The sequence below is a fragment of the Halalkalibacter urbisdiaboli genome, from assembly GCF_002156385.1.
Lineage (GTDB): Bacteria > Bacillota > Bacilli > Bacillales > Bacillaceae_D > Halalkalibacter_A > Halalkalibacter_A urbisdiaboli.
Map to the genome: position 1 here is coordinate 260359 of NZ_MVJM01000003.1, position 13985 is coordinate 274343.

General features: G+C 36.6%; 18 protein-coding genes and 1 pseudogene. 18 read left to right on the top strand and 1 reads right to left on the bottom strand.

Features of this window, described 5'->3' with window-relative positions; all coding sequences use genetic code 11:
* Positions 1 to 23: 23 nt before the first annotated feature.
* From B1R93_RS15555 to B1R93_RS15575, 5 genes are all read left to right on the top strand, one after another.
* Positions 24 to 869 (top strand): carbohydrate ABC transporter permease, encoded by an 846-nt coding sequence (locus tag B1R93_RS15555; RefSeq protein WP_088104885.1) that lies wholly within the window; start codon positions 24 to 26, stop codon positions 867 to 869.
* A gap of 75 nt (positions 870 to 944) precedes the next feature.
* Entirely contained in the window at positions 945 to 1385 is a 441-nt protein-coding gene (locus tag B1R93_RS15560) for a hypothetical protein (protein WP_088105650.1), read from the top strand.
* A gap of 177 nt (positions 1386 to 1562) precedes the next feature.
* Positions 1563 to 2537 carry a glycoside hydrolase family 43 protein gene (locus tag B1R93_RS15565; protein WP_088104886.1) on the top strand — a complete coding sequence of 325 codons (975 nt, stop codon included), beginning with the start codon at positions 1563 to 1565 and terminating at the stop codon, positions 2535 to 2537.
* A 165-nt stretch (positions 2538 to 2702) separates the two neighbouring features.
* Positions 2703 to 3065, top strand: a complete 363-nt coding sequence (locus B1R93_RS15570; RefSeq protein WP_088104887.1) for a VOC family protein — start codon at positions 2703 to 2705, stop codon at positions 3063 to 3065.
* A 267-nt stretch (positions 3066 to 3332) separates the two neighbouring features.
* On the top strand, positions 3333 to 3875 hold the full coding sequence (locus B1R93_RS15575; protein WP_088104888.1) for a hemerythrin domain-containing protein: 543 nt from the start codon (positions 3333 to 3335) through the stop codon (positions 3873 to 3875).
* A 133-nt stretch (positions 3876 to 4008) separates the two neighbouring features.
* On the opposite strand, the gene B1R93_RS15580 is transcribed toward B1R93_RS15575, so the two are convergent.
* Positions 4009 to 4728: a YwiC-like family protein gene (locus B1R93_RS15580; RefSeq protein WP_088104889.1), complete on the bottom strand. Its 720-nt coding sequence runs from the start codon at positions 4726 to 4728 to the stop codon at positions 4009 to 4011.
* 125 nt (positions 4729 to 4853) lie between these two features.
* Between B1R93_RS15580 and B1R93_RS23070 the strand changes: the two genes are divergently transcribed.
* The 13 genes and pseudogenes from B1R93_RS23070 (at position 4854) to B1R93_RS15630 (ending at position 13974) form a co-directional block, all read left to right on the top strand.
* Positions 4854 to 5000 carry a hypothetical protein gene (locus B1R93_RS23070; RefSeq protein WP_165763847.1) on the top strand — a complete coding sequence of 49 codons (147 nt, stop codon included), beginning with the start codon at positions 4854 to 4856 and terminating at the stop codon, positions 4998 to 5000.
* Between the two features lie 290 nt (positions 5001 to 5290).
* Positions 5291 to 6376: a hypothetical protein gene (locus B1R93_RS15585; RefSeq protein ID WP_088104890.1), complete on the top strand. Its 1086-nt coding sequence runs from the start codon at positions 5291 to 5293 to the stop codon at positions 6374 to 6376.
* Entirely contained in the window at positions 6363 to 8555 is a 2193-nt protein-coding gene (locus tag B1R93_RS15590) for a molybdopterin oxidoreductase family protein (RefSeq protein WP_088104891.1), read from the top strand. The genes B1R93_RS15585 and B1R93_RS15590 overlap by 14 nt, the downstream gene beginning before the upstream one ends.
* Before the next feature lie 2 nt (positions 8556 to 8557).
* On the top strand, positions 8558 to 9118 hold the full coding sequence (locus B1R93_RS15595) for a 4Fe-4S dicluster domain-containing protein (protein ID WP_088104892.1): 561 nt from the start codon (positions 8558 to 8560) through the stop codon (positions 9116 to 9118).
* A gap of 37 nt (positions 9119 to 9155) precedes the next feature.
* Complete coding sequence (locus tag B1R93_RS15600; RefSeq protein WP_088104893.1) at positions 9156 to 9680, top strand: Rieske (2Fe-2S) protein; 525 nt, start codon at positions 9156 to 9158, stop codon at positions 9678 to 9680.
* Positions 9670 to 9873: a hypothetical protein gene (locus tag B1R93_RS15605; protein ID WP_088104894.1), complete on the top strand. Its 204-nt coding sequence runs from the start codon at positions 9670 to 9672 to the stop codon at positions 9871 to 9873. Before B1R93_RS15600 ends, B1R93_RS15605 begins: the two co-directional genes overlap by 11 nt.
* Entirely contained in the window at positions 9874 to 10188 is a 315-nt protein-coding gene (locus B1R93_RS15610) for a hypothetical protein (RefSeq protein ID WP_088104895.1), read from the top strand. It begins immediately after the preceding gene.
* Complete coding sequence (locus B1R93_RS23075) at positions 10172 to 10321, top strand: hypothetical protein (protein ID WP_165763848.1); 150 nt, start codon at positions 10172 to 10174, stop codon at positions 10319 to 10321. Before B1R93_RS15610 ends, B1R93_RS23075 begins: the two co-directional genes overlap by 17 nt.
* A gap of 211 nt (positions 10322 to 10532) precedes the next feature.
* Positions 10533 to 11637: pseudogene (locus B1R93_RS15615) on the top strand (nitrate/nitrite transporter); the annotation flags it as partial.
* Between the two features lie 15 nt (positions 11638 to 11652).
* A complete protein-coding gene (locus tag B1R93_RS23490; protein ID WP_245308341.1) occupies positions 11653 to 11982 on the top strand; it encodes a PAS domain-containing protein in 330 nt (109 codons plus the stop codon).
* Positions 11983 to 12117: 135 nt separating this feature from the next.
* Positions 12118 to 12777, top strand: coding sequence for a sensor histidine kinase (locus tag B1R93_RS15620; protein WP_088104896.1), 660 nt, complete (start codon positions 12118 to 12120; stop codon positions 12775 to 12777).
* Between the two features lie 79 nt (positions 12778 to 12856).
* Positions 12857 to 13513: a response regulator gene (locus B1R93_RS15625; RefSeq protein WP_088104897.1), complete on the top strand. Its 657-nt coding sequence runs from the start codon at positions 12857 to 12859 to the stop codon at positions 13511 to 13513.
* Positions 13514 to 13527: 14 nt separating this feature from the next.
* Entirely contained in the window at positions 13528 to 13974 is a 447-nt protein-coding gene (locus tag B1R93_RS15630; protein WP_165763849.1) for a GAF domain-containing protein, read from the top strand.
* Positions 13975 to 13985 lie beyond the last annotated feature (11 nt).

Consider the following 13985-nt stretch of genomic DNA (forward strand, 5'->3'; position numbering starts at 1 on the left):
ACAAGAAAGGTAGGGCTAACAAGATGTTAAAGAATATTAAAGTATCAAAATATTTAGCATACTTATTTCTAATAATCGTAAGTGCAATATGGGTCGTTCCTGTTATTTTTGGGATTACAACGTCATTTCGCTCTCAAACAGAAGTTGTCAATGAAGGGTTTAGAATGTTACCAGTTAACTGGATTGTCGAAAACTATGTCAGTATTTTAGAAAATACATCAACAGCCCCAATCTTACAATGGATTTGGAATTCGATTTTTATAGCGACAACCCATACTCTTTTAGTCATTGTCGTTATTTCGATTACGGGCTATGGCTATTCAAGGATGAATTTTAAAGGTAGGGATTTATTATTTTTCACTTTGTTAGGGATTTCGTTTTTCCCTAATGTTGTTAACTTAATCCCATCCTATAAAATAATTGATGTGTTAGGCTGGGTTAATACACCTTGGGCAATGATTATTCCTGGTTTAGCTGGAATGGGTAATATATTTTTAGTTAGGCAGTTTATGAAAGGTATACCAAAGGAATTAGATGAATCTGCTCGGATTGATGGTGCTAGTGATTTTGTGATATTTTCAAAAATCATCCTACCGCTCATTAAACCTATATTAATTGTTTGTGGATTATTTTCTTTTGTAGGGTCATGGAACGATTTCCTATGGCCGGTTATCGTTTATACGGACGTGCAAAAAATGCCTGTTACAGCTGGTTTATTGCTATTACAAGATGTTTACGGTAACTACCGCATGATTGGACAATTAATGGGCTCTGCTATTTTAGCGATTATTCCAACATTGTTGCTGTTTTTCTTTGCACAAAAATATTTTGTGTCAGCTATTAATTTAAACTCAGGAATTAAAGGATAATTATAACGCCTGAGGTTGGTTTAGCTAGATAAACGACAATTCTTTATTTAGGGAATGATGAGCATGGAAAAAGTGATGAGTAGAGGAATAGAAAGAATATTATTAATATCCGGCTCACTATGGAATTTAGTTACGTCATTATTAACGATATTCAGTTACTATTCATGGTTCAATATAGAAGGTGCTAAACGGTTAGAAAGTGCAGACTTAAACACTATGATAGCTGGATCACAAATGGTTAATAATATACTACAGATAATTTTAATCTTTGGTTTATTTATGTTTGTTGGCGCGATTGTGAACTTTCTAATTGCAGTGAAAATGAAAGATAACGAGATTCAATATAAAGTATTAATTTGGATAGGGGTTTGGGGAATTGTTCAGTTATTTTCTATGGATTTAATTGGTTTTGCTATTTTTTTAGTGGCATTTGTTATTTATTTAGCAAAGAACAAAGCGATTAGGCTAGCAAAAGCACAATCTAAACTAAATATGCGCGAGGCTTCGATTGAATAAATCGGGAGTACGGGTTTGGTATATGAAGTAACGACGAAATAGAGCTCCAAATAACCTTATAAATAAATATTAATATATTTAATATATGAATCATTTAATGTTATTTAACACCAGTTTTTGAATACCATTTAGGTTATTTACAAGAAAATAAAATTAATTGAGATAGGAGTAAGTAAAATGAGTATAAAACAAGAGTACATTAATCCCATTGTTGAACAACGAGCTGATCCTTGGGTGTATAAGCATATGGATGGTTTTTACTATTTCACTGCTTCAGTCCCTGAATATGATCGAATTGAATTAAGAAGATCGAAAACAATTCAAGGTCTAGATGAAGCAACACCTGTTGTTGCTTGGAGAAAGTATGAAACAGGACCAATGAGTGCAAATATTTGGGCACCAGAAATCCACTATATTGACGGCAAGTGGTATATTTATTTTGCGGCAGCAAGGACGACAGAAACAAACAATGGATTATTCGATCATCGAATGTTCGTACTTGAAAATGAATCAGAGAATCCTCTAGAAGGAAACTGGGTTGAAAAAGGACAAATTAAAACTAAGTGGGAGTCATTCGCTCTTGATGCTACTCATTTTGAACATAATGGTGTGAAATACCTAGTCTGGCCGCAAAAGGATCCGGAAATTGTCGGTAACTCCAATTTATATATTGCTGCAATGGAGAATCCTTGGACAATTCAAGGAGAACCTGTCATGATAACGACTCCTGAATACGAGTGGGAAAAAATAGGGTTTTTAGTAAATGAAGGACCAGCCGTATTAAAAAGAAATGGGAAAATTTTCATTACTTTCTCGGCAAGTGCTACAGATTATAATTATTGTATGGGATTATTAACGGCGGATGAATCGAGTAATTTATTAGATCCCCAATCATGGGCTAAACATCCTGAGCCAGTATTTCAAACAAATGAAGAAACAGGTCAATATGGTCCTGGTCATAATAGCTTTACTGTTTCAGAGGATGGAACACAGGATGTATTGATTTATCACGCAAGAAATTATAAGGAAATTGAAGGAGATCCTTTGTATGACCCTAATCGTCATACTCGTGCTCAAGTGTTTACATGGGATGAAAATGGATACCCTCATTTCGGTGTACCTGTTCCAGATGGAAAATTGGTAAAAAATTGATACAGTGCTAGAATTATTTTAGACTGATTGAAGACTGTGCCAAAAGGTTAAAAAACAACTTTTGGCACAGTCTCTTTTTCTATTGAAATAAAGATGAGAGAAAAGGTTTTTTTGTAAAAGGAGAGAATAATTAAATCATCAATATAATTAGAGGAGGCAAATGATATGGGGATCATTTCAAATAAAGTTGGTGCAATTTTCATCCCTGTAAGTGACATTTACAAGGCGAGGGAATGGTATTGTTCGATTTTAGAATTAGAACCTACCTATGAGATTATTGTTGGTCATCTTTGCTGTATACCTTTGGATAATAACGGGTTAAACATTGTACTTGATAGTAAAATCTACACTGAGGATGCTTATGCAAGAACACCGATGTTTCATTTCAACACAGACGATATTCACAAAGCTTATCAATTCATGAAAGATAAAAATGTGGAAATTGTAACGGAAATTGAGCACGGACATTCGTTTAATATAAAAGATCCTGATGGGAATATGTTAATGGTTTGTATGATTTCAGAGTAAATACTTTTTAGGAAAGGTAAGTTTCAGTTTTTAGCAAATCTATAGTAAAAAATATAGAGAATTTAATCGGAATTAAATGACACTAGGAGCTTTTCCTTGTGTTTTTTTATTTAAGGATTGAACATCTAAATTTAACCCATATTCATTCGAAGGTTAAACCTACTGTTCCTTATGTTTTTTAAGTTTGCATGAATAGCGTTAAGTGATACTAATCACATTATCCATTGAGAAGATTTGTTAATGTTATAGGTAGAGGAGGTTGTAACAATGGAAAATTTGCAAGCTTGCGGAATGATGGGAGATCCTACAATTCGATTATGTGAACCACTTGAAAGGTTAAAGAAAGAGCATGGACCATTGCGAACTCAAATGGACAAAATATACGCAAAGTCTTTAGAAATTGAAGAAGGCGACCTTGAAACGGGGCGATTAATTGACTGTATGTTTGAATTACGGGAAAAAGTAGTTCAATTTGTTAATGAATTAGAGCCTCATTCTGAGCGAGAAGAGGGAGTTCTCTTTCCGATGATGACCAATTATATAGGAAAAGAGACTGGACCGATTGCAGTGATGGAATATGAACATGAGCAGGCTAAAGCACACTTAAACCTGTTTTTAAAAGAAACCGAAGGAATTAGACCGACCCTTACTCATCAAAACTGGATTCAAATGTTAAATTTGTATAACAAAGCGTACCACATTTTAAAGGAACATTTTATGAAAGAGGAACAAATCTTATTTCCAATGGCAGAGCGCTTGCTCAATACTGAAGAGAAAAATAGTTTACTAGCGAAAATTGAATCCATTTAACTGTTAGAGTGTCCCAAGATAAACTAGCTATGGGACACTCTTATTTATTTGAGCAATTAAGGATGGATAGAGAGGGCTTAACTCAAACAAGGTGGGTGCCCTCACTTTGGACTAGCGGAGCCTTCCACCTTAATTAGTTTAAAACAAGGATGCTTATAACTAAAAAAATCAATCCATTAATAATTTCAATAATCCCTGTTACGAGTGGTTTAATTGGTTTCTTTCGTGAAGTAAACCAATCTTTTAATATACTTGGTACGTATGCAACACTCATCCATGGAGTGGATAACAACCAAGGTATTATGAATAATAAAGTATGGTAGACATGTGATTGGAGCTTAAAAAGTCGATTTTTCCGTTCTCTAATTAAGGATTTTACATAAAAAGCGCTGCCCATAAAATAAAATGTATTCCATAATAATATAAATGTGGCATCTGCTGACCAGTTATCTGTTTTTATGATGAAGGCTGCTACTCCACCAAGAGAGAATATAATAATACCACTTAAATTATTCCATAAGCTTCGTTCATTTTTCTTTTTTATAAAATAGATATTAATAATCAAAAGGGGGATAAACAAAACTGCAATTAACAAAAGCAGTGGTTTGAACCAAGCGAGCGGAACAATAAAAAGTGCAGCTAATGAGCCATATGTTACTAATAACGGTTTTAGCTGCCTTGTGCTTGGTTTGCGAATGATTGCTAAAAATGGAGTGGAAAATAAGTAAATAAAAAACCAACCAATGAGAAGCGGAAGATGAATTAACTCCGGTCCAGCTAATAACATACCGAATAAAAAAGGAAGAAAGAACATCATCCAAGTGCCATGCTCTCTAGGTAAAACAACCCCCATAAAATTCCACCTACCTTCTCGTTATCTCATAAACTTATCTTAGCATTGTTTTTTTAAATATCAGTGATAGCAATCACACTTTACCTAGCTAGACTGATTTGTTTAATTATAGGTTTATTTAAAAAATGATTTTAATAGAAGGTGGCTTAGGATGGATTATTGAAGAAGTAATTCGTCAAAGACGTGAGGTACTAGCTTTCAAGAGCTTGGATTTAAAAGGATTAATTGAAGAAATGGATGGGAGAGAAGTAGGAGTATGGAGGAAGTTGTAGGAGAATGTACATTGTGTCGTAAACATGTATTTTGTGAGAATGGCTTTTTAAATGGATATATTTTAGATGGACTACTTCTTTGTTTGTCATGTTATAAATCGACCAAGCAACGTGAAACCCTTTGATTTAAGAGAACAGCTTTGAATGGCTGTTCTCTTATTTGTTTTAGTGAATTTTAGAAGTAAGGGTTTTTTCCCCTAAGGATAGGGAAGTTCCCTGATAACAATAAAAAACATCTTCCCTTACTATAAAGGCAAGATGTTTTTTTATTTCAAAGAGGAGGAAACAGAATGCAGCCTGTTAGTAAAACTGAATCTGAAAAAGTCGAGAATCAATTTGACCGCGCCTTTGCTTCAAAATTTGCGAAATCAATGTTTTTATCAATAAGCGGTTTATTTATTTTATCGATAATTGGAACAAGAATGTTTACGCATGTTGATTTAAATCTTTATGGGTACATGGTTGGTACGGTCGTGTTTTTAGGAGGATTTTTCTATCGCTTTATTGCTTGGGGGGAAAGACCACCTACTAAAATTATTTTAAAGAAAGGGATAAAGCTACTAAGACGAAAATCAACTCCAAGGACATCAACGGAGCATTTGCTTACCTATCGTTTTATTTGGAATCGAGGGTTTTATCGTTGGACGCAGCACGTTCTGATAGGCTTTGGCTGTATTTTATCCTGTTTCGTGACCTTCCCACTTGTCTTTGGTTGGATGTACTTTACGATGAGTGAAAATGGCTACTACACCGTTGTCGGCATGGGAATGGACTTAATGACAGTAAAAGCAGATGGTATACTCGCTTTCTTTTTCTATAATGCCTTAAATTTCACCGCGATTATGGTTATTACAGGCGTTTGCATGGCGTTATACAGACGATTAAAAAATATGCAAGCACGGGCAGAACAAACCTTTGTTTATGATTTTATGCCATTGTATTTATTGTTATTTGTCAGCCTCACTGGATTAGCCCTAACGTTTATGAATGTTTTTCTTCACGGGTGGGGTCAACCGGTCATGTCGCTTATTCACCAATTCGCGGTTATTGTTACGTTAATTTATTTACCATTTGGGAAGCTAGCTCATATTCCATTTAGACCAATGAGTGTCCTTGCTCGAAATTATCGTGAGCATTATGCAGAGCAATCGATGAAAAAATGTAAGGTTTGTGGAACTGGGTATGTCTCAACAGAACAAGCGAACGACGTTGTTGACGTATTACGTCAAAATGCGTTTGATTTCAAAACGAAAGAAGGATTTTATTTAGCAGAATTATGTTTGCCGTGTCGCAGAAAATATCGTATTTCAAGATTTACCGGGATAAACACCCATGAAATCAACGTAAAGGAGTCAAATCAAAATGCAAAGGGATAAATTTTATAGAGATATAGAAAATGTAAGGCACCCTAATGAAAAACTCGTGAAAACTCATTGTAGTTATTGCGGGATGCAATGTGGGATGAATCTACGTATTGATACGTCAACGAATAAAATTATCGGGGTCGAGCCTCGTTATGATTGGCCTGTTACAGTTGGAAAAATGTGTCCAAAGGGTGTTACCGCCTATCAACAGACGAATCATAAAGACCGAATTTTACGTCCGCTTATTCGTGATGATGCTTCTAAAAAGGGAACAAAAGAAGGGTTTAGAGAAGCTAGCTGGGATGAAGCGTATGAGTTAATTGCAAAGAACTTTAAAGATCTCCAATCGAAATATGGTAAAGATACATTATCTGTCTTTAGTGGTGTATCAATGACGAATGAAAAATGTTATTTAACTGGGAAGTTTGCACGGGTAGCATTGCAAACAAGGTACATTGATTACAACGGACGATTTTGTATGTCGAGTGCTGCAGGTGGATTTTTACGTTCTTTTGGTGTAGACCGTGGTTCAACACTTCCGTGGACCGATATACACGAAACGGACTGTCTGTTTATCGCTGGAAGTAACACAGCCGAATGTCATCCGACTTCGATGTTCAGGGTTTGGGAGGTACAGGACCGGGGAGGGTATCTTATTGTTGCCGACCCTAGAGAAACGCCAATCGCAAGAAGAGCCGATGTTCATTTGGATTTAAGACCCGGTACTGATTTAGCGTTAGCAAACGGCATTCTCCATTTACTTATTAAGCATGACAGCATTGATCAAAAATTTATCGCAAATCATACGAATGGATTTGAGGAGACGAAAGAGGTCGTTAAAGAATTTACACCCGAATATACAAGCGAAATTACTGGTGTAGCACCAGAGAAAATTATTAGAGCAGCGGAGATATATGGAAAAGCACCAAATGCTGTCGTGATGTTTGCTAGGGGGGTAGAACAACAGCATAAAGGAGTCGAAAACGTAAATGCTTACGTCAATATGGCTCTTATTACAGGAAAAATTGGAAGACCGAAATCAGGTGTCGCGACATTTACAGGACAAGGAAACGGGCAAGGTGGCCGTGAACATGGTCAAAAGTCTGATTTACTTCCAGGTTATCGAAAAATTACAAACCCAGAACATGTGAAAGAGGTTAGTGCGATTTGGGGGATCTCTCCAGAAGAAATGCCTGAAGCTGGTGTTTCTGCTTATGAAATGATTGAACTGATGATGGGTAAAACGATTCGTGGGTTGTACCTTTTATGCTCGAATCCTGCTGTTTCAGCTCCTAATTTAAATTTCGTTCGGAAGGCCTTTAAAAATTTAGACTTTATGGTTTGCTCTGATTTTTATTTATCAGAATCAGCCGAATTTGCTGATGTCATCTTGCCTTCGGTTACATGGTCTGAGGATGAAGGCACTGTGACTAACCTTGAGGGAAGAATTATTAAAATCAATAAAGCTCAAGAGCCAATAGGAGAGTCAAAGCCTGATTGGAAAATACAAATCGAGTTAGCGGAAAAGTTAGGGCGGGGTGAGTATTTCCGTCATTTGAAATCTGCCAAAGATGTTGCAGAAGAATTTCGTTTAGCAACAAAAGGTGGGTATGCCGATTACTATGGTGCCACGTGGGAGAAGATTGACAAGCAGGATGGGGTATTCTGGCCATGTCGCAATGAGAGTGATCCAGGAACACCTCATATGTTTTTAGATAAAAAGTTCTATCATCCAGACGGGAAGGCGAAGATTTTTGCCTTACCTTATCGTCCGCCAGCTGAGGAACCTTGTGTAGATTATCCGATACGTTTAACAACCGGGCGAGTCGTTTATCATTATTTATCAGGAAATCAAACGAGACGAATCCCTTTTTTACGAGATATGTGTCCGGAGCCTTATGTTGAGGTGCATCCAGAATTAGCCGAACAATATAAGATTGAACATGAAGAGAGAGTCTGTTTAATGACTCGTCGTGGTAAGGGAATTTTCAAAGTTAAAATAACAGAAGCCATTCGAAAAGACACCGTTTTTGTCCCATATCATTTCGGTCATGATCAATCCATTAATCTATTAACGATTGCAGCATTAGATCCATTTTCTAGAATGCCTGAGTTTAAAGCTTGTGCAGCACAAATTCAAAAAATTGCACAGGATGCTAACCAAATCAAGAACCAGGTACAGGGGGTGTAGTCATGAAAAAATTACTTTATATCGAAATGGATAATTGTATCGGTTGTCGTTCATGCCTAGCTGCTTGTACGCAATGTGGTGGACACGAGCAAAAAAACAGAAACTACGTCATGGATGTAAATCCTTTAGTCAATCGTCAAACGATTCCATTGATGTGTTTACACTGCGTGAATCCAGCTTGTGCTAGAAGCTGTCCTGCACAAGCGATTCAAATTCATGAGACAGGAGCCGTGCTTTCAGCTCTAGTAGAAAAATGTATCGGTTGTCAAAATTGTACGATTGCATGTCCATATGGTATTCCGAAGTTTGATGAAGAGGAAAATTTAATGTATAAATGTGACCTCTGTATCGATCGAACAAAGGATGATATACCGCCAATGTGTGCTAGTGTATGCCCGACAAATACGTTGCAATGGATTACCGAGGAGGAGCATTCACAAAAAAGAGAGAGTCACACTTTATCAAATGGTACATGGCAATCAAGTGTGCCTTACCTTGAAAGTGAAACAAATGTAAAAGTAAATTTACCAGGAATTTTACAAGGGAAAGTCAAGTTGTTCTAATCGTCTAACTCTCACTATTGGATAAGGAGTGATTAAAATGGAAGGTAAAAAAACTCGTATTCCATTTAACGAAGATAATTATACACATAATATAAATCGAAATAATGAACGAAGTCTAGACCGGAGAGGCTTTATGAAAACGATGGTCGGTGCAGCGGGCTTGTTTGCATTATCAACACTCCCATGGGGAACCGTAGCGGCGAAAGAGCTTCTTGGTCTAGGGAATAAAGAATACCCAGAACTGGCGATTGCCAAGGTGAATGATGTAAAGGTTGGCGACGCAATTGAATTTCACTACCCAGGTGAACATGACAGTGCGTTATTGATTCGTTTAGGGGAAAACGAGTATAAGGCGTATCAGAATGCATGTACTCACCTACGTTGCCCAGTTTTTTGGAGTAAAGGGGATGGAGATTTAATCTGTCCATGTCACCATGGGAAATTTGATGTTCACTCTGGGGCACCAACGGCTGGGCCACCAACGAGGCCATTACCGGAAATCCTCGTGAAGGTAGAAGCAGGTACAATTTATGCGACAAGGGTGAAGAGATATGATGCGTAGTTATCGAGGAGTCTTGTTGTTATGTGCGGTTTTAATGTTGAATATTATTTTTACACAGCGGGCGATTCATCATTATTATTATGAGAATTATGAGCAAACGATTATGTTTGCAATCGCAAATGTGATTATGGTTCCGATTGCATGTTTAATTTATAAACAAGAACGCTTTGTCACGTCAAAGGAGAAGAAGTAGATGAGGAGTGAAGTTGTTTTTGATTTATGTTTTATTCGACATCAGTTACGTGATTTCGATAAAACGATCCATCAAGAATTACTCTCTATTTTTGGGAATAAGCTCAAATGGTATTTGGATTATAAATGTAAAAACGAATTGGAAATCGTTGTTGCAGAATTAAAAGGCGTAGGGAGCTGGGAGACGGAGGATGAGCTTATTTCTTATGTTGAAAATAAAGCATCTCAGCAATTCTTCACTTGGTTGCAAGGATATAAACTTCAGCTATTTCCAACGAAAAAAGGAGGAGGTAGTTGCTGTGCAAAATGTAAGTAGCTTAGAAACGATTTATTATAATGGAGACTTGCATTCTTTCTTATCGGCATCAATATTTATCAAAATCCTAGATATTGCAGAAGATGCAGAGTCTCAAAGCGCACCTGAGGTCAAAAAAAACTTAAAAAAATAGAGGTGTGTCCTGATCATACACACGTACGATTTTATTTTGACGAGATAGCCTTTGTTGCAATTCCTTTTACAAGCGAAGCAACTTGTAATGACAGTGAATTTCTAGCATTAGATGCGAAAGAAAAACTTCAATACTATATTAGAATGGAGAATTAGACATCGTTTCAAGAATTCAATTACCGCTTCAAACGTTAAATCTTGTTGTAGGCTTTATGATTTGGGTGATTATCTCCTCATTGATCCCCTTTATAAAGGAAGATATTTTATTAACATCAAGTCAAGTGGCGTGGGTAACAACCATCCCAGTCGTATTAGGATCTTTACTACGAATCCCAATCGGATACTTTGCGAATTTGTTAGGTGCAAGAACCGTATTTTTATTTAGCTTTATTTTACTAGTGATGCCTGTTTTTTATGTGAGCATCGCTAGTAGTTTTCTAGATTTATTAATAGGGGGTCTTTTCTTAGGGTTAGGTGGAGCGATTTTCTCAGTTGGGGTTACTTCCTTGCCTAAATACTACCCGAAGGAAAAACATGGATTTATTAACGGGATTTATGGGGCTGGTAATATTGGTACAGCGATTACGACGTTTGCAGCTCCGCTTATCGCTTCGTCAGTAGGTTGGCAAATGACCGTGCAGTTTTATCTTGTGCTATTAGCCTCCTTTGCATTTTTAAATTTCTTTCTAGGTGACAGAAAGGAAACAAAGGTTAAAACACCTTTAATAGAGCAAATTAAAGGTGTTTATAAAAATGATAAACTATGGCTCTTTTGTTTATTTTACTTTATTACGTTTGGATCGTTTGTAGCGTTTACGGTTTATTTACCAAACTTTTTAGTTTCCCATTTCGGTTTAGAAAAGGTAGATGCTGGGTTACGGACAGCTGGGTTTATCGTCATTGCAACTGTTCTTAGACCGCTTGGAGGATGGATGGGAGACCGTTTTAATTCGCTTGTGATTATGATGTTTATCTTTGGCGGCTTTACAATTGCAGCTATTTTGCTTGCATTTTCTCCAGCATTCGAACTCTATACGTTTGCCTGTTTAACAATTGCTGTATGTGCCGGTTTAGGAAATGGGGTTGGTATTTAAATTAGTACCGATGTATTTCAATAAACAGGCGGGCATTGTAAATGGAATTGTATCAGCAATGGGCGGTTTAGGTGGTTTCTTCCCACCGTTAATTTTAACAACGCTCTATAGTTACACAGGCCATTATGCAATTGGATTTATGGCATTATCCCAATTTGCATTAGCAAGTCTCATTTTTATCTTGTGGATGTTCTATCAAGACAAAGTTCGATTGTCTAACAATATTATTGAAAATACAGTGGAAGGTATATTAGTAACTGACATCCATGGCAAGATTCAATCTGTGAATCCGTCTTTTACGAAGCTTACTGGCTATAAAGAGAAGGAGGTAATCGGTAAAACGCCTGCCGTTTTAAAATCGGGTAAGCAAGATTTGGATTTTTACAGAACGATGTGGCAGCAGATTAAGAAGAATGGGTATTGGCAAGGGCAGCTTTGGAATCGTAGAAAAAACGGAGATGTTTATTTGGAATGGTTAACGATTAGTGCCATAAAAAATGAAGCTGGTGAAGTAAAATATTATGCTGGTATGTTCAGTGATATTACTTTAAGCTTAAAAGAAAAATAGGAGTTTTTAGTGAAATACCCCAACACTGCAATGGATTTAGGGTGTTCTTAAGCAATTTGCTGCTAGGAACACCCTCCTTTTCCTTACTCCAGTTTTTCGATTTTTAATGATCAGTTTTGTGGAAGGAGGATATGGATGGAATCACATGCTGTAAGTAAAAGGGTTACTTCTTATATTATTCAAGCACAGGAAGAAGAAAATAAACGTATTGCAAATGAACTTCATGATGGAATTGCTCAGACTTTATTTAGTATTTTTACAGGCTTACAAATTATTGAAAGTGGAGTTGAACAAAAGGAAATTAAAAAATTCACGAGGGAATTGCGACAACAAACAGAAAGAACTATTGAAGAGTTACGTTGGCTTTCAACAGAAATTTATCCACTTTCATTAAAAAAATTAGGATTGGTTTCAGCATTAAAATCATATTTGAAAATTTATACTTCAACCTTTGGTATCATGACTCAGGTTGAAACAGTTGGTGAGGAACTTAGCTTATCTGAAGAAGTGAATATCACCCTTTTCCGTGTGTTACAAGAAACACTTAATAATACCGCAAGATATGCGGATGCAAGTCAGGTGAGACTAGCGTTTCGTTGGGAGTCTGACCGTTTGCACATTTCCATAGAAGATGAGGGAATCGGATTTGATCTAGAAGAGGTTTTTGCAAGTGGTAATCATTTAGGACTTGATTCAATGAAACAAAGAGTGGAGCTTTTCAGTGGGACTTTTCATATTTATTCTGAAAAGGAAAAAGGGTGCAGGACCGATATTTATGTACCACTCGTAAAATAATATAGTTCAGCACAGTACCAACTGTTTGGATTTTTAAATGATTAGACTAGAAAAATGATGTGAAGGGATGATGAAGTAGATGATAAAACTGTTATTAGTTGATGACCATGCCGTCGTTCGAATGGGCTTAACGATGCTATTAAATGCTCAACCAAACATGGCGGTTGTTGGTGAAGCATCTGAAGGAAATGAAGGAATTCAAAAAGCACAGGAGTTAAATCCAGATGTCATAATTATGGACTTAAGTATGCCGCATGGAAAGGACGGTTTATCCGCAACCTCCGAACTAAAAAAACAATTACCTGACACGTCAATACTAATATTAACGATGCACGATGATGATGAATATATCTTTAGGGTCATCCAAGCAGGGGCTTCAGGATGTATTTTAAAAAGTGCTCCGCATGACGAACTTATAGCAGCTATTGTCTCAGTTTCAAATGGTCAAGCGTATTTACACCCTACGGCAACAAAGAGATTGATGGAAGAGTATTTAGTCAAAATGAAACAAGGCGAACAAATTGATACGTTTGAGCAGTTATCTGATCGTGAGAAGGAGATATTGACTTTTATTGCAAAGGGTTATGCAAATAAAGAGATTGCCGAACAACTCTTTATCAGTGTCAAAACTGTTGAAACGCATAAAGCAAAGCTTATGGGGAAATTAAAATTAAAAACTAGACCTGAATTAGTAAAGTATGCAGTGAAAAAAGGGTTATTAGACTATGGAATTTAGATAGGAAGCTGATGGTGTTGATTCATTTAGATGAACAATTAATAACAATTTGTCATGATATCTCTCTTGAGTTACCGGCAGACTTTGTCGGGTTAGCCATTTATGATCATGATGGCAATCATTTAAAGTGGAAGTATGCGGTCGGCAACAGAAATGATAAATATAAGCGTATTGTGGTACGCTACGGAAAAGGGATATCAGGTCACGTAATTCGTAGTGGTAGAAGTATGATGATTACTTCTTTCCCTCATTTGATTATCGGAAAGCCGACGGAATATCCAATTATGTTAGCTGAACAATTAATAGCGGCTATCGCAGTCCCTATTTATTATAAGCAATCACCATGGGGAGTTCTTTTAGGGGGGAATCGTTATAAATATTCGTTTACCTCTAAACACTTGTCTCTATTAAATAAAAAAGCACAGGACATTGAGAAGATTCTTCAGAATTGTATAGACTAAGGCTAGATGTA

What these genes read in the sequence shown, in the direction of transcription:
- B1R93_RS15625 (WP_088104897.1), top strand. Translation starts at nt 12,857, where the DNA reads ATGATAAAACTGTTATTAGTTGATGACCATGCCGTCGTTCGAATGGGC.
- B1R93_RS15610 (WP_088104895.1), top strand. Translation starts at nt 9,874, where the DNA reads ATGAGGAGTGAAGTTGTTTTTGATTTATGTTTTATTCGACATCAGTTA.
- B1R93_RS23070 (WP_165763847.1), top strand. Translation starts at nt 4,854, where the DNA reads ATGATTTTAATAGAAGGTGGCTTAGGATGGATTATTGAAGAAGTAATT.
- B1R93_RS15575 (WP_088104888.1), top strand. Translation starts at nt 3,333, where the DNA reads ATGGAAAATTTGCAAGCTTGCGGAATGATGGGAGATCCTACAATTCGA.
- B1R93_RS15600 (WP_088104893.1), top strand. Translation starts at nt 9,156, where the DNA reads ATGGAAGGTAAAAAAACTCGTATTCCATTTAACGAAGATAATTATACA.
- B1R93_RS15560 (WP_088105650.1), top strand. Translation starts at nt 945, where the DNA reads ATGAGTAGAGGAATAGAAAGAATATTATTAATATCCGGCTCACTATGG.
- B1R93_RS15570 (WP_088104887.1), top strand. Translation starts at nt 2,703, where the DNA reads ATGGGGATCATTTCAAATAAAGTTGGTGCAATTTTCATCCCTGTAAGT.
- B1R93_RS15585 (WP_088104890.1), top strand. Translation starts at nt 5,291, where the DNA reads ATGCAGCCTGTTAGTAAAACTGAATCTGAAAAAGTCGAGAATCAATTT.
- B1R93_RS15555 (WP_088104885.1), top strand. Translation starts at nt 24, where the DNA reads ATGTTAAAGAATATTAAAGTATCAAAATATTTAGCATACTTATTTCTA.
- B1R93_RS15590 (WP_088104891.1), top strand. Translation starts at nt 6,363, where the DNA reads ATGCAAAGGGATAAATTTTATAGAGATATAGAAAATGTAAGGCACCCT.
- B1R93_RS15595 (WP_088104892.1), top strand. Translation starts at nt 8,558, where the DNA reads ATGAAAAAATTACTTTATATCGAAATGGATAATTGTATCGGTTGTCGT.
- B1R93_RS15620 (WP_088104896.1), top strand. Translation starts at nt 12,118, where the DNA reads ATGGAATCACATGCTGTAAGTAAAAGGGTTACTTCTTATATTATTCAA.
- B1R93_RS15580 (WP_088104889.1), bottom strand. Translation starts at nt 4,728, where the DNA reads ATGGGGGTTGTTTTACCTAGAGAGCATGGCACTTGGATGATGTTCTTT.
- B1R93_RS15605 (WP_088104894.1), top strand. Translation starts at nt 9,670, where the DNA reads ATGATGCGTAGTTATCGAGGAGTCTTGTTGTTATGTGCGGTTTTAATG.
- B1R93_RS15565 (WP_088104886.1), top strand. Translation starts at nt 1,563, where the DNA reads ATGAGTATAAAACAAGAGTACATTAATCCCATTGTTGAACAACGAGCT.